A 21290-nucleotide genomic window follows, 5' to 3' on the forward strand; every position below is an offset into this window, starting at 1 on the left:
CAACACTTCCTGGACTGCGGACGGCGTGGGTTCGCACGTCGTCGGTCTTCCTGAACGACCGGCTGGTGGCCGTATACCGCCACTGTAGATGCCGCTCGTCGGTGCGGCCACGCGGAGGCCCTTTTGCGCCGTCCGCCCTTCCCTACCTGCTAATACCCACTTCCGACCGGCTGAATCCCCGTTCCCCGAGCACGCCCGGGTCGGCGCCCAGTTCGGCCAGCGTGATCCGGTGCACGACACAGTCCGGGATGTGGGTGGCCCAGTCGTCGGCGACGGCGTGCGGATGGACCGGATCGTCGACGGCCGTCACGACGGTCGCCGGAACCCGGAGCGCGGCAAGGGCTTCCGGCGACGGCCAGGGGTAGGCGGCGACCTCCTCCAGCGCCGCGGGCAGATCCGGCCACAGGGCCGTCCAGGACTGCGTCAGCGCCCGCGCCAGCCAGGCCGGACTGCCCGCGCGCATCCGGGCGAGCACCGGATCGAGCCCCTCGGCCCGCAGCGCCGCGGCGGTGAACGCGGCGCTCAGGGTGGCCGGGCACGCGGCCGTATCGGTGCCGGTCCAGGCCGGCAGGGCCGCGATCACGCCGACGGCCGCGGCCGGGTTGTCGTTCGCCCATTCGACGGCGACCGCCGCACCCAGCGAGATGCCGGCGGCCAGCACCGGACCGGTGCGGGCCGCGGCGTCGAGAGCCGCGCGGTAGCTCGCCACCACCGCGCGGGGATCGGGTTCGACCGCGACGAACGCCACGCCCCGGGCCGCGCAGGCCGGGCCGAAGGCGCGGCGGGCGAAATCCGCGTCGGATCCGGTGCCGGGCATGCCGACGACCGTGAACGACGCGTCCTGCCCCGGGAGGGCACGCCACGCCGCGCCGGAGTCCGCGCGCACGCCGTCAGCCGCGGCCGAGTTGCTGCATCGCCGAACCCTCGCTGCCGCGCCGCGGCTGCTGGGGGTCGGGCGACACCGCCGGGAAGCCACCGGTCGCGGTGGCCTGGACGGCGGCCGCCTGCGCGGCGACGGCCTGCTGCTGGGCCTCCACCTGCTGCTGATGCGCGGCCAGCAACTGCTGGGCCAACTCCTGCGGCAGGACCACCGGCAGCGGCTCACGCACCGGCAGCGGGTCGTCGCCGCGCCGGACCACGGTCTCGCCCAGGATGGCGCGCGCGGCCGCGACCAGCGGCTGTCCGTCGTCGACGGCGCCGGACGGGCCGGCCGCGACCAGGCGCACCATCCACCGATAGCCGTCGACGCCGATGAAGCGCAGATCCGCGCCCTCGGTGACGGCGTGCAGTTCCCGGCCCCAGGGGCCGTCCTGCACCGAGACCCGGGCACCGTCGGCGCGCAGCGATTCCGCCAGATCGGTGGCCACCGTGCGCCACTGCCCCGGCGATTTCGGGGCGGCGTAGGCGGCGACCGTGAGCCGGCCGTACTGGGTGGCCAGATGCACCGCCTGCGGGGTGCCGTCGGGGGTCATCTCCACCTGTAGCTGGCCGCCGGGCGGTACCGGGACGATCACCGAACCCAGATCCAGGCGGCCCTCGTCGTCCTCGGCGAGGAGATGCGCGACGTCCTCGTAGTCGTAGGGGCCGCCGGCCGGGCGTTCGCTCGCGGGCTCGTCCTCGCGATCGCCGACGGGCTCGTGGGCGGCCTCCGCATAGGCGGCGGGCTGCTCGTATCCGCCCGTGGCATAGGCGGAGTCGCCGTCGTAGACGTCCTCGAACCCGCTCTCGTAGGCGGCGCCGCGACCGTCCTCGTAGGCGGCGCCGCGGCCGTCGTCATAAGCCGCGCCGCGACCGTCCTCATAAGCCGCACCGCGGCGGGGCGCCTCACGGCGACCACCGTGGCGAGGGGGTTCGGCGTGGCGCGGGGGGTCGCCGTAGGACTCGTCCGGGTAGCGATCGTCGTAGGCCTCGGCGGGATAGCGGTCGTCCTCGTAGACGTCGTCGTAGGCGTACTCGTCGTACTGCGACTCGTCGCGCTTCTTCTTACGTCCGAACATCTCAGGCCTCCTCGCCGACCGGGCCCACCCCGACGGGCTCCGTCTCCAGGCTCGCATGCCCGCCGCTGGACCCGTAACCGCCCGCACCCCGCGCGGACTCGTCCAGCCCGTCCACCGCCACGAAGTCGACCAGTTCGACCCGCTGCACCAGCAACTGGGCGATGCGGTCGCCGCGGCGCAGCGCGATCGGCGTGCGCGGATCGTGGTTGATCAGGCAGACCTTGATCTCGCCCCGATAACCGGCGTCGACGGTACCGGGGGTGTTGACGATCGACAGCCCGGTCTTCGCCGCCAGGCCCGACCGGGGATGGATCAGGCCGACCGTGCCGTGCGGCAGTGCCACGGCGATGCCGGTGCCGACCAGCACCCGCTCGCCCGGCTCCAGGACGACGTCCTCGGTGGTACACAGATCCACGCCGGCGTCGCCCGGATGGGCGCGGGTGGGCACGGGAATACCGGGGTCGAGCCGCAGCAGTGGGATGGGTGGAATACCGGTCACGTGCAGCGAGCCTACGCGCTCGGCAGGGGGCCGATCGCCAGCCGCTAGGCTGAAGTCGTGTCCGACCAGCCACCCGCAGTGACCGATCCCGTTTCGTCGCAGCGGACCCCGCCCGCACCGGTGTATTCCGAGCGGTTGTGGGTGCCGTTGTGGTGGTGGCCGGTGGGCCTGTTCGTCACCGGACTGCTGGCGGCCGAGATCCACATGGGAGCGCCGGGAATCCGGGCCTGGCTGCCGTACGTCCTGCTGCTGCCGATCCCGATCTGGGCGCTGTTGTGGATGAGCCGTCATCGGGTCGAGGTGGTCCCGGTCGCGGAATCGGACGGAACACCCGGCGGAACTCTCGAATTGCGCGCGGACAGAGCCCACCTACCGGTAACGTATGTGGCCCGGGCGGCTACGGTGCCGACCAGTGCCAAAAGCGCAGCACTCGGCCGCCAGCTCGACCCCGCCGCGTTCCTGCAGCATCGGCCCTGGATCGGTCCGCTGGTGTTGCTGGTGCTCGACGACCCCGAGGACCCCACGCCCTACTGGCTCGTCAGTACCCGCAAGCCCGAACAGGTCCTAGCCGCGCTCGGCGTACCGAGCGCGAGCTGAACCGTCGCGGCGGATATCTCCTCGGAATGCAGTCCCTCAGGCTGCGCAGTCCATGCAGATCAACTGCCCACCGGACTCGCTTGCCAATCGGCTGCGGTGGTGCACCAGGAAACAGCTGGCGCAGGTGAACTCGTCGGCCTGTTTCGGGATCACCCGAACCGAGAGCACTTCCTCGGACAGGTCCGCGCCGGGAAGCTCGAACGACTCCGCGGTATCGGATTCGTCGATATCCACGACGGCGGACGCGGCCTCGTTACGACGAGCCTTCAGCTCCTCCAGGGAGTCCTCCGACACGTCGTCGGATTCACTGCGCCTCGGTGCGTCATAGTCGGTTGCCATGTCGTCTTCCCCTCGTCCTTACTCCGTATATCCCGGAACCGGACTCACCGCCTCCGATCCCGCAGGGGAATCGGTTCGGCGAGTGCCGTCCCGCCGGTGGTGTACATCACGTGCACACCGGTCGCCGACCGGGCCGGATCTGTGAAATCCGTACCGGATCGCGCTCGGTCAACGCAGGACATGCCCTGGTTGTTCCCGAATCTCACCTCGTGATTCACATCCTTCGATTCGAGTCGGGCCGCCAGACAATAGCGGACCCGGCGGCAAAAGTCGCAATCAAAACACAGCACAGCCGAAACTGAGGGGCAATCGTCATCCCGCCGGGGATCGAACCATCCGGTGCCCCGTTTTCGTGTCCGGACGTCGAGCGAATCGTTACCCGGCCGAGATCGGCGTCCGCACGATCCGGGATTCGCGAGTTCGCCGAGAGCGAACAAGATCCCGGCCGTTACCGGTCCGACATGCGGTCGCCAGCGGCGGCGTGCGCGAAGGTCGGCGTGAACTCGTATGGTGTGCTCGTGGTTTCACTGATCACCGAGGGCCGCGCCACCGACAAACGGGGCCGGCCGTTCCCCCGCCGACGCTATCAACCCTGGGTCGCCCTGGTGTCGATCCTCGCACTGATCTGCGTGATCGTCTGGATCAAGGCGGCGACGACGGAACAGCACAGCCGGGCCGCCATGACCTGCAATACGCCGTCCGCGGCGACCGACCCGAACGCGCCGAAGCCCGAGGGCCTCGGTCAGCGCGTCGGGGCGTCGCGGCTGCGGGACGTCGAGCCGGCGCCGCTGGCGCAGTCCAAGGTGCGCGTCTACAACGGCTCGGGGCAGCGCGGCGTCGCCGAGCACATCGCCTCCCGGCTCAGCGACTACGGATTCGCCGGCCCGCCCGCGCCACCGTTCGCCAACGACCCCGTGTACGTCAACGGGGATATGGAGTGCAACGGCCAGATCCGGTTCGGCGTCAACGGCCGGCCCGCGGCGGCCGCCGTGCAGTTGGTCGCGCCGTGTGCCGAGCTGATCGAGGATCACCGCACCGACGATCTGGTCGACCTGGCGGTGGGTTCGCTGTTCGGCAACGACCTGCGGCCGAGCACCGACGCCGAGGAGGTCCTGAAGTCGCTGAAGAATCCGGCCCCGGGCGGCCCGTCCATCGACTCGAAGCTCCTGGAAGCGGCCCGCCAGGCGAAGTGCTGATTGGCCTTCGCTTCGCTCCGGCGGGTTCGCGGCCCCTGAGTCTCGGTCCTTCCCTCCTCCGGTCAGTCGCTGCGCTCCCTCCCTCCGTCAGTCCAGGACCGAGCCGGGCCGCGAACAACGGGGTTCGGCCATTGGCGATGGGGCCGGGGTCAGTCGGGAATCGGGTCCGATACGCCGAGGCGGTCGAACAGGTCGATGAGCTGGTCCGCGATGCCGGGGGCGGCGGCGACGACCAGTTCGCCGGTGCGGGCGACCGTGCCCGCCGGGGGTAGGACCAGGCGGGCGCCGGCCTCGGCGGCGATCAGGCCGCCGGCGGCCCAGTCCCAGGTGTTGAGGCCGTGCTCGTAGTGGGCGTCCACCCGGCCGGCGGCGACCATGCACAGGTCCAGGGCGGCGGAGCCGATCCGGCGGATGTCGCGGACGTGCGGCAGGACCTCGGCGATCAGGCGGCCCTGCCGGGCCCGGCGGGCGGCGCCGTAGCCGAAGCCGGTGGCGAGCAGGGTCATCTCGATCGAGCGGACGTCGGTACAGCGCAGGGTGACCGTGACGCCGTCGGGGCCGGTGGCGGTGGCGCCCGCGCCGAGGCCGGCGCTGTAGGTGACACCGCCGGCGACGTCGACCACCGCGCCCGCCAGCGATCGGCCGTCGCGCATCGCGGCGACCGATACGGCGTAGGCGGGGATGCCGTACATGAAGTTCACGGTGCCGTCGATCGGGTCGACCACCCAGACGGTGGCGTCCGGATCCGCGCCGAGGGTGCCGCCGCCCTCCTCGCCGAGGACCGAATCGGCGGGCCGGGACCGGCTCAGCAGGGCGCGGATCAACTCCTCGGATTCGGTGTCGACGATGGTGACCGGATCGGTCGGGGTGCTCTTGCTCTGCACCGCGTCACGCTGGGCGCCGGTGGCGGTCGCGAACACCTCCGGGCGGCGCGCACGCACGTGATCGGCGGCGGTGCGGGCCAGTGCGACGGCGGCTCGCCGCAGGTCGGCGACCTCGGCGGGGGTGGCGACGGCGGGATCGGCGGAGGCGGTGACGGTCATGCGGGAGTTCGTCTCGGGCACGGCTTCCATCGGAACACAGACCCGCCCCCTCGCGCATCAGGCATGTCGGAGACGACACAGCGAGGGCCGTTCGCACAGCTCTTCGCCCGATGACCGGGTAAGGTGCGCGCGCACGGGTTCTATGCCGTCAGCACAGAATTTCCGTTCGGTACGACAGGAACGAGGAGAATCGTCGATGTCCGCTCGCGGGCTTGCATTCGGGATCGATATCGGTGGTAGCGGCGTCAAGGGCGCGGTGGTGGATCTGGCCACCGGCGAACTCGCGCACGATCGCATCAAGATCGCCACCCCGCATCCGTCGACCCCGAACGCCGTCGCCGAAACCGTCGCCAAACTGGTCTCCCAGGCCGACTGGGACGGCCCGGTCGGTCTCACGCTGCCCAGCGTGGTCGTGAACGGCATCGCCCGCACCGCCGCCAACATCGACAAGGCGTGGATCGACACCGACGCCCGCAGCCTCTTCTCGCTGGCGCTGGGCGGTCGCGAGGTGGTGGTCCTCAACGACGCGGACGCCGCCGGCATGGCCGAGGACCGCTACGGCGCGGCCCGCAACACCGAGGGCCTGGTCATGCTGCTCACCTTCGGCACCGGCATCGGCTCGGCGCTGCTCTACCACGGCACGCTGGTGCCGAATACGGAGTTGGGACACCTTCAGGTGGGCAGCAAGGAGGCCGAGCACCGGGCCGCCTCCTCGGTCAAGGAACGAAAGAATCTGTCGTACAAGGAGTGGGCCGCGGAGGTCACCAAGGTGCTGGTGACACTGGAAAATCTGTTCTGGCCCAACGTTTTCGTGGTCGGCGGCGGTATCAGCCGGGACGCCGATCATTGGATCCCCTTGCTCGGCAACCGGACTCCCGTGGTGGCCGCGCATCTGAAGAACACCGCGGGAATCGTCGGCGCCGCGATGGCGGTGGATGCCGGTATCGCGCCATGAGCACCCCCGTTCGATCGTTACAATGGACAATGCCCGGCGGTGAGCCGGAGAAACGACCCCGGCCCGAGCCGGGTTATCCCGACAGAACCGCTCCGCCGGAAGATCACTCTGGCGTGACGCCGCACGAGACCGTCACGAAAGGGCGTACGTGGTAGCCACGAATACCCGACAGACCGCCGAATCGGCCGAGGACGCCGACTCCGCAGACATCACCGCCGCACGGCCGGTCCGGAAGGCTGCCGCGAAGAAGGCGCCCGCCAAGAAGGCCCCGGTGAAGAAGGCCGTGGCGAAGAAGGCCACTCCCGGCGCCAAGAAGGCTCCGGCGAAGAAGGCCGCCGCGAAGAAGGCCACTCCGGGCCCCGACGGCGAGATCGATGAGACCCTGACCGAAGACGAGTCGCTGGAGCTCGACGATCTCGACGATCTGGACGTCCCCGACGACGATCTGTCCGAGGAGGACGAAATCGTCGACGAGGTCGACGAGGACGAGGAGACGCCGGCGGCCCCCGCCGCGCCGGTCGCCGAGGCCGACGAGGAGGAAGCCGAGGAGCCCTCCGAGAAGGACAAGGCCTCCGGCGACTTCGTCTGGGACGAGGAGGAGTCCGAGGCGCTGCGGCAGGCCCGCAAGGACGCCGAGCTCACCGCCTCCGCCGACTCCGTACGCGCGTACCTGAAGCAGATCGGCAAGGTCGCGCTGCTCAACGCGGAGGAGGAGGTCGAGCTCGCCAAGCGCATCGAGGCCGGTCTCTACGCCACCGAGAAGTTCCGCGAGCTCACCGAGAAGGGTGAGAAGCTGGCGGTGGCGGTGCGCCGCGACCTGCAGTGGATCATGCGCGACGGCAACCGCGCCAAGAACCACCTGCTGGAGGCCAACCTCCGCCTGGTGGTCTCGCTGGCCAAGCGCTACACCGGCCGCGGCATGGCGTTCCTGGACCTGATCCAGGAGGGCAACCTGGGCCTGATCCGCGCGGTCGAGAAGTTCGACTACACCAAGGGCTACAAGTTCTCCACGTACGCCACCTGGTGGATCCGGCAGGCCATCACCCGCGCCATGGCCGACCAGGCCCGCACCATCCGCATCCCGGTGCACATGGTCGAGGTCATCAACAAGCTCGGCCGCATCCAGCGCGAGCTGCTCCAGGACCTGGGCCGCGAGCCCACCCCGGAGGAGCTGGCCAAGGAAATGGACATCACCCCGGAGAAGGTGCTGGAGATCCAGCAGTACGCCCGGGAGCCCATCTCGCTGGACCAGACCATCGGCGACGAGGGCGATTCGCAGCTCGGCGATTTCATCGAGGATTCCGAGGCGGTCGTCGCGGTCGACGCGGTGAGCTTCACCCTGCTGCAGGATCAGCTGCAGTCGGTGCTGGAGACGCTGTCCGAGCGCGAGGCCGGCGTGGTCCGGCTGCGCTTCGGCCTCACCGACGGCCAGCCGCGCACCCTCGACGAGATCGGCCAGGTGTACGGGGTCACCCGTGAGCGCATCCGCCAGATCGAATCGAAGACCATGAGCAAGCTGCGGCACCCCAGCCGCTCGCAGGTCCTGCGCGACTACCTGGACTAGGTGGCGCACGAACCGGCCCGGATGCCCTCGGCGTCCGGGCCGGCGCTCGTTCGGCGTGCGCGACGCGCCGGACGGATCGGGATGACAATCCCGGCCGGTCCCAGCAGACTCCTTGCGTGGAGCAGTTGTTGCTGGTGTTCATCCTGGCGTTCGCGACGATTCTGGCGCAACCGGTGGGGCGTCGCACGGGATTGCCACCGGCGGTGCTGATGACCGTGTTCGGACTGGTGCTGGCGCTGCTGCCGTTCGTGCCGAACGTCGACATCAATCCCGAGTTGATCCTGCCGCTGGTGCTGCCGCCGCTGCTGTACGCGGCGGCGCGGCGCACCTCCTGGCAGCAGTTCGCCGCCGACGCGGGACCGATCCTGCTGCGGGCCGTCGGCCTGGTGGTGGCGACGGCCTTCGCCGTCGCGGTGGTCTTCCATCTGTGGTATCCGGCGGTGCCGCTGGCCTCGGCGCTGGTGCTCGGCGCCGTGGTGGCGCCGCCGGATCCGGTCGCCGTGAGCGCGATGGCCGGTCGGCTCGGCTTGCCGCGGCGGCTGGTGTCGGTCCTGGAGGGTGAGGGGCTGTTCAACGACGTCACCGCGGTGGTCATCTACGACGTCGCGGTGCAGGCCGTGGTGACCGGTAAGTTCTCGGCCTGGCACACCGCCCTCGACTTCCTGCTGTCGGCGCTGGTCGCGATCGGGGTCGGGCTGGTGCTGGGCTGGATGGGCAGCCGGCTGATGCGTCAGCTGGACGAGGCCGCCTGGCAGGTGGCGCTGGGGTTGCTGCTGCCGTTCGCGGCCTACGGACTCGCCGATGTCTGGCACGGGTCGGCCGTGCTCGCGGTCCTGGTGTGCGCGCTGTACCTCACCGACGCCGCGGCCGATTTCAGCGATTCCGCGTACCGGATCGTCGGCGAATCCTTCTGGGAGGTCATCGATCTGCTGGTGACCGGGGTCGCGTTCGGGCTGATCGGGCTGGAGCTGACCACCGTGCTGGAGGCCACGGGCCCGAGCTGGCCGCGGCTGCTCACCGGGACGGCGGTGGTGGTCGCGGTGGTGGTGTTGCTGCGGCTGGGCTGGCTGCTGCTGTCGATGGTGCTGTTGCACGGGCGGCGCCGGGAGGAGGCCGACGAGCCGCACACCTGGCGCGAGACCGTGGTCACCTGGTGGGCGGGCATGCGGGGCGTGGTGACGGTCGCGCTGGCGCTGGCCGTACCGCTGACCACCGAGCACGGCCCGTTCCCGGGGCGCACCGAGATCCTGTTCTCCGCCTTCGCGGTCGTGCTGTTCACGCTGCTGCTGCAGGGGCCGACGCTGCCCGCGGTGGTGCGCGCGACGCACGTCCAGGCCGATACCGAGACCGAGCGCGTGCTGGAACGGCAGCTGTGGACGCAGATCCTGCGCGCCGAACTGACCCGCTTGGAGGAGATCGCCGACAGCGAGGACCTGCCGGACGAGATCTATCAGCGCCTGCGCGAGACCATCGAGCGGCGCCTGAGCCGCGCCGATCCGGAGGCCGCCGAGAGCGCCGATCCGACGAAGTCCGTCGACCGGATGATGCGGTTCACCGGTAAGTTCCGCACGATCAGCGAGGATGTGCTCGAGGCCGGGCGGGCGGAGGCGCTGGCGGCCCGCCGGCAGCCGGGTATGCCGCCGGCCCTGGTCGACCGCATGATGCGGCGGCTGGATCTGCGGCCGATGTTGTAGGACGCCCGGGGTGCGCTACCGGTCGGTTCGCGCCGTCCGAATGTGTCGAGCGGGCTCTACGCGAATCCGGAACGCGGTGATCCGGCGCACCGGCCGATCGCGGCTCGGCCACCTGGGACATCGCCGTCCAGCTAACCCAGCAAATTTCCACCAACCGACTTCGGTAAATTTACTGCCTGCGGATTCCGCGCTAGCGTTCGGCGCACAGGCCTGCCCGTGCACGTCGAGAACCCCTCTTGGCAAGGAATCCGCAATGTTGGCGATAGACCAATTCACCTACGGCTGGCTGACGCCCGCCCTGGCCTACCTGATGTCCGTCACCGGATCGTTGCTGGCGCTGCGGTGCACGGTCCGCGCCCGCGTCCGGCCGGGGAGCGGCTGGATCGTGGCCGCCGCGATCGCCCTGGGCGGCACCGGGATCTGGGTCATGCATTTCATCGCCATGCTGGGCTTCTCGGTGCAGGACACGACGATCCGCTACAACGTGCCGATCACCCTGCTCAGCGCGCTGATCGCGATGGTGGTGGTGTGGCTGGGCCTGTCGATCGTGGTCGGGCGGCCGGGTGATCCGTGGGCACTGCCGATCGGCGGCGGTATCACCGGTCTCGGCGTGGCGGCCATGCACTATGCCGGTATGTACGGGATGGAGACCGACGCCGACGTCCGGTACGACCCGTTACTGGTCGGGTTGTCGGTCGTCGTCGCGGTCGTCGCGGCCACCGCGGCGCTGTGGTGCGCGCTGCACGTCCGGGGTTTCCTCGCGACCGGCGGCGCGGCGGCGCTCATGGGCGGGGCGGTGTGCGGCATGCACTACACGGGCATGTTCGCGATCAGCGCCCGGATGGCCGAACATGTGCATCGCGTGGCCGGCGCGCAGGCCCATCAGGTGCTGACCCCGCTGATCGTCGGCGTCAGCATGGTGACGATGGTGCTGTTGCTGCAGGTCGGCATCACCGATGTCGACGAGCCCGATCCGGCCCGGGCCGAGGGCCGGTTCTGGCCCAGCCGCGACTAGCCGGGCAGGTCGAGTTCCGGCGGCGCGGCGCCGACCAGTGCCCGGTCCGAGGTGTCCTTGAGTTCGATCCCGGAACGTCCCAGCCGCCGCGCGCCGGCGATCAGGCCGGCGACCACCGCCGCGGCGGCGGCGTAACCGAGCCCGTCCGGCGGGTGGATGTTCGAGACGCAGTTGCGTTCGGCATCGGTGCGCCCCGGCCGCGGCAGGTGGGTGAGATAGATGCCGAGGCTGTCGGCCACCGACAGGCCCGGACGCTCGCCGATCAGCACCAGCACCGTCGTCACGCCGAGCGCGGCGCCGATGTGGTCGCCGAGCGCGACCCGGGCCTGGGTCGCGATCACCGGTGGCGCGATCCGATAGTGCTGCGCCAGTTGGTCTTTCAGCGCGATCAGGGCCGCGGTACCGTGCTCGGCCAGCGCCCGCGGCGACAACCCGTCCGCGAGCACCACCCCGATATCGGCGCCGGTATGCGGCAGCACCGAGAAGCCTTGTCCCGGTATCACTTCCGGTAACCGGCCCAGATCGGGCCGGCGCAGGTACTCGGATCGGCTCGCCGCGCGGCTGCGCACCGGCACCGGCTCCCCCAGCCCGGCGGTACGCACCCGTTCCGCGAAATCCGTTGTGTCCAAGGGTGTGTGCACGGCGTCCCGGGCGGCGGCGTGCGCGGCGCGCAGTTCCAGCACCCGCGCGGTGGGCAGCGCGTCCCCGGCGCGGCCCAAACCTATGCGCGCCTGCGTATTCCGCCGCAACCGGTCCCAGAACTCCCGGGCGTCATCGTTTTCCACGTGGCCTCCGGTGGTCATCGCGCCCCCAGCGCGCGCAGCGGTGAGGAAAGCGGTGCGACCGCCCGGATACCGCCGGTCGGGTCGAGCATCCCGAGCCGGTCCAGCCAGGCCGCGAACTCCGGCGCCGGCCGCAGCCCCAGTACCCGCCGGGCGTAGAGCGCGTCGTGGAAGCTCAGGCTCTGGTAGCCGAGCATGACGTCGTCGGCGCCGGGGACGGTGATCACGAAGGCCACCCCGGCGGCGGCCAGCAGGGTGAGCAGGGTGTCCATATCGTCGGCGTCGGCCTCGGCGTGATTGGTGTAGCAGACGTCGACGCCCATCGGCAGGCCGAGCAGTTTGCCGCAGAAATGGTCCTCCAGGCCGGCCCGGACGATCTGCCGGCCGTCGTACAGATACTCCGGCCCGATGAAGCCGACCACGGTGTTCACCAGCAGCGGGTCCAGTTCGCGCGCCACCGCGTAGGCGCGGGCCTCGAGCGTCTGCTGGTCGACCGGCCTGCCGTCCGTGCCCAGGTGCGCGCCGGCGCTGAGCGCCGAACCCTGCCCGGTCTCGAAATACATCACGTTGCCGCCGACGGTGCCCCGGTTCAGCGCGCGGGCCGCCGCGGCCGCCTCCCGCAACAGCGACAGCGTCACCCCGAATCCGGCGTTGGCCCCCTCGGTTCCGGCGATCGACTGGAACACCAGGTCCACCGGTGCGCCCGCCTCGATCAGCCCGAGGGTGGTGGTGACGTGCGCCAGCACGCACGACTGCATCGGAATGTCGAAACGCTGCCGCATCTCGTCGAGCAGGCGCAGCAGATCCGCGGCCACCGCGGGCGAGTCGGTGGCCGGATTGATGCCGATCACCGCGTCGCCGCAGCCGAGCAGCAAGCCGTCCAGCACGGCCGCGGCAATCCCGCGCGGATCGTCGGTGGGATGGTTGGGCTGCAGCCGGGTCGCGAGCGTACCGGGTGATCCGATGGTGGTCCGGAATGCGGAAATCACACTCGTCGCTTTCGAAACCACGATCAGGTCTTGATTTCGCATGATCTTGCTCACAGCCGCAACGATTTCCGGCGTCAGCCCCGGCGCCACGGCGGCCAGCGTATCGGCCGCGCCGGGCCCCGCAGCTACCTCCAGCAACCAATCCCGCAAGCCGCCCACGGTGAGGTGTGACACGAGCCCGAACGCCGCGCGATCGTGGGTGTCGATGATCAACCGCGTGACCTCGTCCGTTTCGTACGGCACGACCGGATCGGCCAGCAGATCCGACAGCGGCAACTCCGCCAGCGCCCACTGCGCGGCCGCCCGCTCCGCATCGGAATGTGCTGCGCACCCGGCCAATTCGTCGCCACTGCGGCGCGGCGTCGCCTTCGCCAGCAGTTCCACCGGACCGTGGAAGGTATAGGTCGTCCCGCCGACGCGCTGATGATGAACGGCCATCGGTCCTCCTGCTCCGTGGCCGCGCGGGCATGCGCGGCGGCATCGCTCCCGATTGTGGCGCATGCAAATTGCGACAGCCGTTAACAATATTGCCGGGAGATTGCCATTGTTCGATTACACCGTGCAAGACCCGAATCGGAGCCTTGTACTCGAAAGCATCTACGCAGTTCCGAAGGATCGACAGCGGGTCGGGGGTGCCGTAGATTCCGCTCGCCGCAATTTTGCGGAACCTTGGAGAAGACTGTGCACGCAGAGGAGTTTCGCGTGTTGCACACACACCATTTCGCTTATGGCTGGGTCACCATCGTGATCGCTTACGCCATGTCGTTCATCGGATCGCTGCTCGGTCTGCAGTGCGCCCGCCGGGCCCGGAGCTCGGACCGGGCCGGTGGGTGGCTGATCGCCGCCGCGATCGCCATCGGCGGCACCGGGATCTGGGTCATGCACTTCGTGGCGATGCTCGGATTCTCGATCGACGGCGCCTCGATCCGCTACAACGTCCCGCTGACCCTGGCCAGTGCCGCGATCGCGGTGGTGGTCGTCTGGATCGGGCTGTCCATCGTGTTCCGCGGCCGGCGGGCCGGTCGTGGCGTGTGGACGCTGCTGACCGGCGGCGTGGTCACCGGGCTCGGGGTCGCCGCGATGCACTACTCGGGCATGTTCGCGCTGCGCACCGACGCGACCATCACGTACTCGCCGGGCGTCGTGGCCCTGTCGGTGGTGATCGCCATCGTCGCGTCCACGGCCGCGCTCTGGTTCACCCTGCACGTGCGCGGCACGCTGGTCAGTGTCGGCGCGGCGATCATCATGGGCATCGCCGTCACCGGCATGCATTACACCGGGATGGTCGCGATGCACGCGCACCGCATCGACCTCGCCCCGGCTCCGTCCGGCGCCGACGGCGTCCAGCTGCTGCTGCCGCTGATGATCGGCGTCAGCGTGGTGACCATGATGCTGCTGATCAACGTCGGTCTCACCGACAACGAAGGGGAGGATCTGCGCATCGCGCCCGCCACCGGCGGCGCGGGCGGCCCGACGGGCGGGTTGCGCTAGCCGCCCGTGCCAGACTGACGGGCGTGGCTGCCACCGTCTTGACCCACTACCGCTCACCGTGGACCCGGACCATCGACGTCGACGCGCAGTTACAGACGTTCCGGGACGGGGTGCGCTGTCCCGGGCGGCTGCCGGCCCTGTTGCGGGCCGGCCGCGACCTGCTCGCCGCCGCCCCCGCCAGCTGCGCCTACTCGTTCACCCTGTTCATCACGTGGTGGACGTTGCGCGGCATCAGCGAATTCGCCGGGCACCGGCTCATCCTGTCCGCGTCGACGAATCTGCACAACATGCGCCGCGAGCCGGTCCAGGTGCTGGTGGCCTCGGCGTTCTGGACCGAGGGCGGCTTCCCGTGGGTCACCATCGTCGGCTTCCTCACCCTGATGGCCTTCGCGGAACGCTGGCTCGGCACGCTGCGCTGGATCATGGTCTTCGCGACGGGGCACGTCGCCACCACCCTGCTGATCGTCACCGGCATCGCCTACGCGGTCGACCATCGGCTGATCCCGCTGAAGGTGGCGGTCGCCTCCGACGTCGGTTCGTCGTACGGCTTCTCCAGCATCCTCGCGGCCCTCGCCTTCCACCTGCGCGGCATCCCGCGGGCGATGTGGGCGGTGGGCCTGATCGGCTGGTACGGCTACGCCGCGATCGTCGGCCGCACCTTCACCGATTACGGGCATCTGACCGCGATCGCGGTGGGCTTCGTCTCGGGCGCGCTCGCGGTGACGGTGTCGCGGCAGCTGGAACGCATGCGCGACCGCTCCGCACGCGCGGCTCAGGCCGAGGCCGAGTCCGCCGAGTCGTCCGAGTCCGCGGCGTCCGCCGAGCCCTCCGGCAGCTCCGGGAAGCTGCCGTCCGGATCCGGCCGGTAGTCCGTCACCCGGATCACCGCGGCCACCGGGATCGGCCCGTACAGATGCGGGAACAGCATGGCGGCCGGATCACCGGGCACGCCCGGCTCCCACCGCACCGGGGCCGCCAGGCGGCCCGGATCCAGCCACAGCAGCACCACATCCCGCCGCCCGGCGAACAGGCGGTTCGCGGGCAGATGCACCTGCGCGGGGCCCGACAGGTGGACGAATCCCTCGTCCCCGTCCAACGAGGGCGTTCGCCGGGCGCCCGCGGCCCGCGCCTCGTCCCACTCCGCCCCGGTGCACAGATGCACCAGGACCCCCTCCGGAAGTTCCGCCGTCTCGTCGACCATCGCCCGACCTTATCCGCCGTACCCGCGATCGGCCGCCGCAGGCCGTTGAACAGAGCGTTTGCCATAAGCCGGGTGTGAGTGTCGGGGCGGCGGGGTAGTCTCCGGTTAGACAACTGGATCAGTGACTCGCGGTGGTGCGCAGGGCCGTTTCCGAGTATCCCGACCTGCATGTTCGCTGACAGCGAAATGCCTGGTCATGTAAGGGAAAACACAGAGAAACATCTGCGGGAACAAACCCTCCGCGCCGAACGTCTGAGAAAGTAGTCATAGGCCACTGCTGGGAAGTAGCGGCGGGTGAGCCCGCGGAAGGGTCCGCGGGCCCGATACCAGGTGAACGGTCTTCTGCGCCGGGATCCAGGACGGAGGAGTCATGCCAGGAACACTGACCAGCACCCCGCTGACGGCGGTCGACCGGTGCGATCGCTGCGGTGCAGCCGCGCGTGTTCGCGCAGTCCTGCCCGGTGGTGGCGAGTTGCTCTTCTGCCAGCATCACGCCAATGAGCACATGGATCGTCTCCGTGCGCTCGAGGCCGTGATCGACACGGAGTCGGCGCCGGCGCTGTAAAGCTCCTCCCCGTCCGCTCGCACAACAGAATCCTCCGACAGAAACGCCACGGGCGGCCCACACGGGCCGCCCGTTTTCTGTGTGTCCGTTCCGGTGCGGGCGCCCGCCGTCACATCCGGCGCAGCGCCGCGATCCGCTCGGTCAGCTGATCGGTGGTGGCGAGCGCGGTGGGCGGGCCGCCGCATTCCCGGCGCAGCTCGCCGTGGATCACGCCGTGCGGTTTGCCGGTGCGGTGATGGTGCATCGCGACCAGGCTGTTCAGCTCCCGGCGCAACTCACCGAGCTTGTCGGCGGTGGCGACCCGTTCGGCCGCGGCGGTCGAGCTCGGGCCCGGACCGGCCAGTTCGGCCACCTTCGCGGCGGTGCTGCGGTCGGCCACCTGCCGGGCCTGCCGATCGCGCAGCAGCGCCCGCATCTGGTCCGCGTCCAGCAGACCCGGGATGCCGAGGTAGTCGGCCTCCTCGTCGCTGCCGGAGAAGGTCGCGGTGCCGAACGAATCGCCGTCGTAGATCACCTGGTCCAGCTCGGCGTCGGCGGCCAGCGCGACGAACTTGCCCTCCTCCTCGCCGGGCTCGTCCTTCTGCCGGTTGGCGTCGGTCAGCAGTTCGTCCTCGAACGCGTTCTTCTCCCGGTGCGGCTTGCCCAGCACGTGGTCGCGCTGCACCTCCAGCTGCGCGGCCAGATCCAGCAGTACCGGCACCGAGGGCAGGAATACGCTCGCGGTCTCCCCCGGCCGGCGGGCACGCACGAATCGGCCGATCGCCTGGGCGAAGTACAGCGGGGTCGACGCGCTGGTGGCGTAGACGCCCACCGCGAGCCGGGGCACGTCGACGCCCTCGGACACCATGCGCACCGCCACCATCCACGGTTCGGTGCCCGCGGCGAACTCGCTGATCCGGTTCGAGGAGCCCGGATCGTCGGACAGCACCACCGCGGGCTTCGAACCCGAGATGTGTTCCAGCAGTTCGGCGTAGTCGCGCGCCTTCTCCTGATCGGTGGCGATCACCAGACCGCCGGCGTCGACCAGGCCGGTGGCGCGCAGCTGCCGCAGCCGAATGTCGGCCGCGGTCAGCACCTTCGACATCCAGTCGCCCGCCGGGTCCAGGGCGGTCCGCCAGGCACGGGCGGTCTGCTCGGCGCTCAGCGGCTCACCCAGCCGGGCGGAATACTCCTCCCCGGCGCTGTCGCGCCAGTGCGCCTCACCGGAGTAGGCGAGGAACACCACGGGGCGAACCACGTTGTCGGCCAGGGCCTCCGAATATCCGTAGGAGTAGTCGGGCCGCGACCGCTGGAAGCCGGACTCGTCGGGTTCGTAGGTGACGAACGGGATCGGCGAATCGTCGCTGCGGAACGGGGTACCGGTCAGCGCCAGGCGGCGCGTCGCGTCGCCGAACGCCTCCCCGACGGCCTCGCCCCAGCTCTTCGCGTCGCCCGCGTGGTGGATCTCGTCGAGGATCACCAGCGTGCGCCGATTCTCGGTCCGCACCCGGTGTTTGAAGGGATGCGAGGCGACCTGCGCGTAGGTCACCACCACGCCGTGATAGTCGCCGGAGGTGCCGCCGGTGGAGTTGGAGAAGTGGGAGTCCAACTGGATTCCGCTGCGCGCGGCCGCCGTCGACCACTGATGTTTGAGGTGCTCCGTCGGCGCGACCACGGTGATCTGATCGACCGTGCGGTCGGCCAGCAGCTCCGCGGCCAGCCGCAGCGCGAACGTGGTCTTACCGGCGCCGGGCGTGGCCACGGCCAGGAAGTCGCGTGGCTTCGACGTCAGATACTTGGTGAGAGCCCTGCGCTGCCATGCACGTAACGAACTACCACCACCCGAAGTCACTCCAGAGAGACTAGCGAGCGATACCGACACGTGCCCAATCCACATCCCCGTGTCGCGACCGGACCGGGCCGCCGGACCGCGTCACCGCACGTGGACCGGCGGCGGCCGGCGAGCCGGAAAGCCTTGGTTCCCTGGCCGGTTGCCGCGAGGTACGCCCGGACGATGCGGGCGCGGGCGGCAATTCGGCGCGGCGTGGGCGATGCTGTAGTGACAATGGACACTCCGCCACGCCCTCCCGATCCACCCCGGCCGGCCACCGGCCGGCCCGTCCGCGTGATCGCGCGCCTGCTCCGGGAGGGGTGGGGCCGGGTGTGGGAGTTGCTCGTCCGCGTCGGCGTGAAGGCGTGGCGCGATTCGATCTTCGCCAAATCCGCGGCCGCCGCGTTCTGGCAGACGCTCTCGCTGGCGCCGCTGCTGCTGGGTGTGCTGGGCAGTCTCGGATACGTCGGCAGCTGGTTCTTCGGGCCGGATACCGTGCACATCGTCGAGGGCAAGATCATCAGCTTCAGCCGGAACCTGTTCACCGCCACCGTGGTCGACGATCTGATCGCGCCGACCGTGCGGGACGTGCTGCAACGCGGCCGGGGCGCGGTGGTGTCGGTGGGATTCGTGCTCTCGCTGTGGGCGGGCTCGTCGGCGATGGCGACCTTCGTGGATGCCATCGTGGCCGCGCACGACGAGCAGGACGCCCGGCATCCGGTGTGGCAGCGCATCGTCGCGCTGGTGCTGTATCTGCTGTTCCTGGTGATGGCGGTGTTCGTGCTGCCGGTGGTGGCGCTGGGGCCGGTGCTGCTGGGCCGGATACTGCCGGAGCAGTGGCGCGAACCCGGGCTGCGCCTGGTGGACGCGTTCTACTACCCGGGCACGGCGTTCCTGCTGATCCTGGCCCTCACCACGCTGTACAAGCTGGCGCTGCACCGGTCACCGCCGTGGCACCGGCTGTTCGGCGGCGCGCTGGTGGCGGGGGTGTTCTTCATGGTGGCCAGCGACGGGTTGCGGCGCTACCTCGGCTGGGTGGCCCGCACCGGGGTCAGCTACGGCGCGCTCGCGGCGCCGATCGCCTTCCTGCTGTTCACCTATTTCCTGGGCTTCGCGATCGTGCTCGGCGCGGAGTTCAACGCGGCCGTGCAGGAGTTCTGGCCGGCGCACCGCACCCGCTCGCCGATGCGCCGGCTGGCCCGAGTACCGGAGACGGCCGTGCGGCGGGCATGGACCCGGCGGCGGCGCACTACGGCCGCGGAGCCGACAGCCGACCGGCCGGTACCCGCTCTCCCGCCGGGCCGGACCCCGGCTGCGACGCGTGAGGGCTAGTCGCCCTTGCGTAGGGTCTCGTAGATGCGCTTGCAGTCCGGGCACACCGGCGAACCGGGCTTCGCGGACTTGGTGACCGGGAACACCTCACCGCACAGCGCCACGACGTGGGTGCCCATGACCGCGCTCTCGGCGATCTTGTCCTTCTTCACGTAGTGGAAGTACTTGGGAGTGTCGTTGTCGGTCGACTCGTCGGTCGTGCTGTCCGGGCGAACGAGGGTATCGGTACTCACGGTGTCCATGATGCCAGCCGGACGCCTCGCGGTCGTATGCGACGGGCCCGCGGGCAAGCGGCCCGCCGATCTGCCGGGATGCGCGCTCCGCGCCGGGGATGTGCATTCGATCTCGGGCGGTGGAAGACTCGAAGGTATGCAGCGTGAGGGCGATTCCCCCGATTTCCCGGCCGACGATTCCCGGGCCCGCGACATCGAGGGCGACGACACCCCACATCCGGCCTTCGAGACGCTCCCGCCGGGCAGTGTCCCGCGCCCGGCACGCCCCGCTCCGGGCTATTTCCCCGGCGAGCGCAAACATCCGGCGCTGATCACCGAGGCCGCGCCCTCGCTGGAGCAGCAGCACAAGGCCCGGGTGCGCCGGTACTCGCTGCTCATGGGCATGCGCATCCCGTGCCTGGTGCTGGCGGCGGTCGCCTACAGCTTCTGGAGCAACGCGCTCATCTCGCTGCTGATCATCGGTGTGTCGATCCCGCTGCCGTGGATCGCGGTGCTGATCGCCAACGACCGCCCGCCGCGGCGCAAGGACGAGCCCAGTCGCTGGGACGAGCGGCGGGCGGCGAAGGCCGCGCTGGAATCAGGCAACCACCGCGCCATCGACAGCTGAGACCCGCGGGCCACGGCTGCGGCCCCGGATCGCCGCCGACATCAGCGCCGCCACCAGGCACAGCCCGCCGGCCAGATACCAGGCCAGGTCGTAGCTGCCGCGCGCGTCGCGGATCACGCCGGCGCCGGTCGCGGCCAGTGCCGCGCCGATCTGATGCGATGCGAACACCCAGCCGAACGCGATCGGCCCGTCGTCGCCGAAGAACTTCCGGCACAGCGCCACCGTGGGCGGCACGGTCGCGATCCAGTCCAGGCCGTAGAAGACGATGAACACCCACATGCTGGGCTGGGTGTGCGGGGCGAACAGCATCGGCAGGATCATCAGCGACAGACCGCGCAGCGAGTAGTAGCCGACGAGCAGCCAGCGCGAGTCCAGCCGGTCGGTGAGCCAGCCCGAGGCGATGGTGCCCGCCACGTCGAAGACGCCGACGGTGGCCAGCAGCCCGGCGGCCGTGGTCGGCGGCATGCCGTGGTCGTGGGCCGCGCTCACGAAATGGGTGCCGACCAGGCCGTTGGTGGACGCGCCGCATACCGCGAAACCGCCGGCCAGCAGCCAGAACTGCGGTTTCCAGGACACCTGCGACAGCACCGCGAGCGCCCGCGACGCCCCGCCGGTGACCCGCACCCGCACCCCGACCGCACTCCCCGGCTCGGCGCCGTAGGCCACCTCGTCGACATCGCTGGGGTAGTCACGGATGAACAGCAGCACCAGCGGCACGACCGCCAGCGCGGTGGCCGCGACCACCAGCGACGGCGTCCGCCAGCCGTGGGCCTGGGCCAGGGCCGACACCAGCGGCAGGAAGACCAGCTGACCGGTCGCACCGGCCGCGGTCAGGACGCCGGTCACCAGGCCGCGCTGCCGCACGAACCAGCGGCCGGTGATGGTGGCGACGAACGGCATGGACATCGAGCCGACCCCGAGGCCGACCAGCAGACCCCAGGTGGCCAGCAGCTGCCACGGCTGCGTCATGAACACCGTCAGCCCGCTGCCGGCGGCGATCAGCACCAGCGCGACCGCCACCACCCGGCGGATGCCGAAGCGGTCCATCAGCGCCGCCGCGAACGGCGAGATGAGCCCGTAGAGCAGCACATTCAGCGATACCGCGGCGCCGATCGTGGCATGCGACCAGCCGAATTCCTGATGCAGCGGATCGATCAGCACGCTCGGCACGGATCGGAAGCCGGCCGCGCCGATCAGGGCCACGAAGGCGGCGGCGGCGACCAGCCAGGCCGGGTGCAGCCGGCGGCGCGCGGGGGTCCGGACATCGACGGGGACGGGGTTTCGCAACTCGGTCACTCCGAGATCGTCCAGGACCGGGACTTGCCGCGCGAGTGGCCTGAATGCCACAATCCATCAAGATTCGGCCAACCCGGCCGGACGA

At 70.4% G+C, this 21290-nt stretch carries 21 protein-coding genes and 1 pseudogene; 11 read left to right on the plus strand and 11 right to left on the minus strand.

The window, feature by feature from the left end:
• Nucleotides 1-142 precede the first annotated feature (142 nt).
• From G361_RS0114980 to dut, 3 genes and pseudogenes are all read right to left on the minus strand, one after another.
• A complete protein-coding gene (locus tag G361_RS0114980) occupies nucleotides 143-886 on the minus strand; it encodes an alpha/beta hydrolase (RefSeq protein ID WP_019927902.1) in 744 nt (247 codons plus the stop codon).
• Between the two features lie 4 nt (nucleotides 887-890).
• Nucleotides 891-1679, minus strand: a pseudogene (locus G361_RS50960) (DUF3710 domain-containing protein); the annotation flags it as partial.
• A 319-nt stretch (nucleotides 1680-1998) separates the two neighbouring features.
• Nucleotides 1999-2496: a dUTP diphosphatase gene (gene dut, locus G361_RS0114990; RefSeq protein ID WP_019927904.1), complete on the minus strand. Its 498-nt coding sequence runs from the start codon at nucleotides 2494-2496 to the stop codon at nucleotides 1999-2001.
• 78 nt (nucleotides 2497-2574) lie between these two features.
• On the opposite strand from dut, the gene G361_RS0114995 reads away from it, so the two are divergent.
• Nucleotides 2575-3093: a DUF3093 domain-containing protein gene (locus G361_RS0114995; RefSeq protein WP_019927905.1), complete on the plus strand. Its 519-nt coding sequence runs from the start codon at nucleotides 2575-2577 to the stop codon at nucleotides 3091-3093.
• A 36-nt stretch (nucleotides 3094-3129) separates the two neighbouring features.
• Here the strand turns inward: G361_RS0114995 and G361_RS0115000 are convergent, their stop codons facing one another.
• Entirely contained in the window at nucleotides 3130-3432 is a 303-nt protein-coding gene (locus tag G361_RS0115000) for a DUF4193 domain-containing protein (RefSeq protein ID WP_019927906.1), read from the minus strand.
• Between the two features lie 518 nt (nucleotides 3433-3950).
• On the opposite strand from G361_RS0115000, the gene cei reads away from it, so the two are divergent.
• Nucleotides 3951-4628: an envelope integrity protein Cei gene (gene cei / locus G361_RS0115010; RefSeq protein WP_026343054.1), complete on the plus strand. Its 678-nt coding sequence runs from the start codon at nucleotides 3951-3953 to the stop codon at nucleotides 4626-4628.
• Between the two features lie 149 nt (nucleotides 4629-4777).
• On the opposite strand, the gene G361_RS0115015 is transcribed toward cei, so the two are convergent.
• Nucleotides 4778-5692, minus strand: coding sequence for an inositol monophosphatase family protein (locus tag G361_RS0115015; protein ID WP_369797898.1), 915 nt, complete (start codon nucleotides 5690-5692; stop codon nucleotides 4778-4780).
• Nucleotides 5693-5867: 175 nt separating this feature from the next.
• On the opposite strand from G361_RS0115015, the gene ppgK reads away from it, so the two are divergent.
• From ppgK to G361_RS0115035, 4 genes are all read left to right on the plus strand, one after another.
• The gene (ppgK, locus tag G361_RS0115020) at nucleotides 5868-6626 is read left to right on the plus strand and encodes a polyphosphate--glucose phosphotransferase (protein WP_019927910.1); all 759 of its coding nucleotides are present in this window, start codon (nucleotides 5868-5870) and stop codon (nucleotides 6624-6626) included.
• Nucleotides 6627-6774: 148 nt separating this feature from the next.
• A complete protein-coding gene (locus G361_RS0115025; RefSeq protein WP_019927911.1) occupies nucleotides 6775-8190 on the plus strand; it encodes an RNA polymerase sigma factor in 1416 nt (471 codons plus the stop codon).
• Between the two features lie 116 nt (nucleotides 8191-8306).
• Nucleotides 8307-9884: a Na+/H+ antiporter gene (locus G361_RS0115030; RefSeq protein ID WP_019927912.1), complete on the plus strand. Its 1578-nt coding sequence runs from the start codon at nucleotides 8307-8309 to the stop codon at nucleotides 9882-9884.
• Nucleotides 9885-10137: 253 nt separating this feature from the next.
• Nucleotides 10138-10899: an MHYT domain-containing protein gene (locus G361_RS0115035; RefSeq protein WP_019927913.1), complete on the plus strand. Its 762-nt coding sequence runs from the start codon at nucleotides 10138-10140 to the stop codon at nucleotides 10897-10899.
• Here G361_RS0115035 and eutC read toward each other — a convergent pair.
• The gene (eutC, locus tag G361_RS0115040) at nucleotides 10896-11702 is read right to left on the minus strand and encodes an ethanolamine ammonia-lyase subunit EutC (RefSeq protein ID WP_019927914.1); all 807 of its coding nucleotides are present in this window, start codon (nucleotides 11700-11702) and stop codon (nucleotides 10896-10898) included. The genes G361_RS0115035 and eutC overlap by 4 nt on opposite strands.
• Nucleotides 11699-13108, minus strand: a complete 1410-nt coding sequence (locus G361_RS0115045; protein WP_019927915.1) for an ethanolamine ammonia-lyase subunit EutB — start codon at nucleotides 13106-13108, stop codon at nucleotides 11699-11701. The genes eutC and G361_RS0115045 overlap by 4 nt, the downstream gene beginning before the upstream one ends.
• 264 nt (nucleotides 13109-13372) lie before the next feature.
• Between G361_RS0115045 and G361_RS43695 the strand changes: the two genes are divergently transcribed.
• Both G361_RS43695 and G361_RS43700 read left to right on the plus strand, forming a co-directional pair.
• Nucleotides 13373-14161: an MHYT domain-containing protein gene (locus G361_RS43695; RefSeq protein WP_036495094.1), complete on the plus strand. Its 789-nt coding sequence runs from the start codon at nucleotides 13373-13375 to the stop codon at nucleotides 14159-14161.
• 23 nt (nucleotides 14162-14184) lie between these two features.
• Nucleotides 14185-15030: a rhomboid-like protein gene (locus tag G361_RS43700; protein WP_019927917.1), complete on the plus strand. Its 846-nt coding sequence runs from the start codon at nucleotides 14185-14187 to the stop codon at nucleotides 15028-15030.
• Here G361_RS43700 and G361_RS0115060 read toward each other — a convergent pair.
• A complete protein-coding gene (locus G361_RS0115060) occupies nucleotides 14934-15362 on the minus strand; it encodes a DUF952 domain-containing protein (RefSeq protein ID WP_019927918.1) in 429 nt (142 codons plus the stop codon). The two genes, G361_RS43700 and G361_RS0115060, sit on opposite strands and share 97 nt — an antisense overlap.
• A 370-nt stretch (nucleotides 15363-15732) precedes the next feature.
• Between G361_RS0115060 and G361_RS0115065 the strand changes: the two genes are divergently transcribed.
• Nucleotides 15733-15927 (plus strand): hypothetical protein, encoded by a 195-nt coding sequence (locus G361_RS0115065; protein ID WP_019927919.1) that lies wholly within the window; start codon nucleotides 15733-15735, stop codon nucleotides 15925-15927.
• Between the two features lie 109 nt (nucleotides 15928-16036).
• On the opposite strand, the gene G361_RS0115070 is transcribed toward G361_RS0115065, so the two are convergent.
• Nucleotides 16037-17758: a DEAD/DEAH box helicase gene (locus G361_RS0115070; protein WP_026343055.1), complete on the minus strand. Its 1722-nt coding sequence runs from the start codon at nucleotides 17756-17758 to the stop codon at nucleotides 16037-16039.
• A 213-nt stretch (nucleotides 17759-17971) separates the two neighbouring features.
• Here G361_RS0115070 and G361_RS43705 point away from each other — a divergent pair, with 213 nt between their 5' ends.
• Entirely contained in the window at nucleotides 17972-19069 is a 1098-nt protein-coding gene (locus G361_RS43705; RefSeq protein ID WP_081635391.1) for a YihY/virulence factor BrkB family protein, read from the plus strand.
• On the opposite strand, the gene G361_RS0115080 is transcribed toward G361_RS43705, so the two are convergent.
• Complete coding sequence (locus tag G361_RS0115080) at nucleotides 19066-19302, minus strand: DUF3039 domain-containing protein (RefSeq protein WP_026343056.1); 237 nt, start codon at nucleotides 19300-19302, stop codon at nucleotides 19066-19068. The genes G361_RS43705 and G361_RS0115080 overlap by 4 nt on opposite strands.
• Nucleotides 19303-19609: 307 nt before the next feature.
• Here G361_RS0115080 and G361_RS50965 point away from each other — a divergent pair, with 307 nt between their 5' ends.
• Nucleotides 19610-19909: a DUF3099 domain-containing protein gene (locus G361_RS50965; RefSeq protein ID WP_052172797.1), complete on the plus strand. Its 300-nt coding sequence runs from the start codon at nucleotides 19610-19612 to the stop codon at nucleotides 19907-19909.
• Here G361_RS50965 and G361_RS0115090 read toward each other — a convergent pair.
• Entirely contained in the window at nucleotides 19880-21205 is a 1326-nt protein-coding gene (locus G361_RS0115090; protein WP_052172798.1) for an MFS transporter, read from the minus strand. The genes G361_RS50965 and G361_RS0115090 overlap by 30 nt on opposite strands.
• Nucleotides 21206-21290 lie beyond the last annotated feature (85 nt).

Origin of the sequence: Nocardia sp. BMG111209, assembly GCF_000381925.1 — a bacterium.
In the GTDB taxonomy this organism is placed as follows: domain Bacteria; phylum Actinomycetota; class Actinomycetes; order Mycobacteriales; family Mycobacteriaceae; genus Nocardia.

What these genes read in the sequence shown, in the direction of transcription:
- G361_RS0115000 (WP_019927906.1), bottom strand. Translation starts at nt 3,432, where the DNA reads ATGGCAACCGACTATGACGCACCGAGGCGCAGTGAATCCGACGACGTG.
- ppgK (WP_019927910.1), top strand. Translation starts at nt 5,868, where the DNA reads ATGTCCGCTCGCGGGCTTGCATTCGGGATCGATATCGGTGGTAGCGGC.
- G361_RS0115035 (WP_019927913.1), top strand. Translation starts at nt 10,138, where the DNA reads ATGTTGGCGATAGACCAATTCACCTACGGCTGGCTGACGCCCGCCCTG.
- eutC (WP_019927914.1), bottom strand. Translation starts at nt 11,702, where the DNA reads ATGACCACCGGAGGCCACGTGGAAAACGATGACGCCCGGGAGTTCTGG.
- G361_RS0115045 (WP_019927915.1), bottom strand. Translation starts at nt 13,108, where the DNA reads ATGGCCGTTCATCATCAGCGCGTCGGCGGGACGACCTATACCTTCCAC.
- G361_RS0115060 (WP_019927918.1), bottom strand. Translation starts at nt 15,362, where the DNA reads ATGGTCGACGAGACGGCGGAACTTCCGGAGGGGGTCCTGGTGCATCTG.
- G361_RS0115065 (WP_019927919.1), top strand. Translation starts at nt 15,733, where the DNA reads ATGCCAGGAACACTGACCAGCACCCCGCTGACGGCGGTCGACCGGTGC.
- G361_RS43705 (WP_081635391.1), top strand. Translation starts at nt 17,972, where the DNA reads ATGGACACTCCGCCACGCCCTCCCGATCCACCCCGGCCGGCCACCGGC.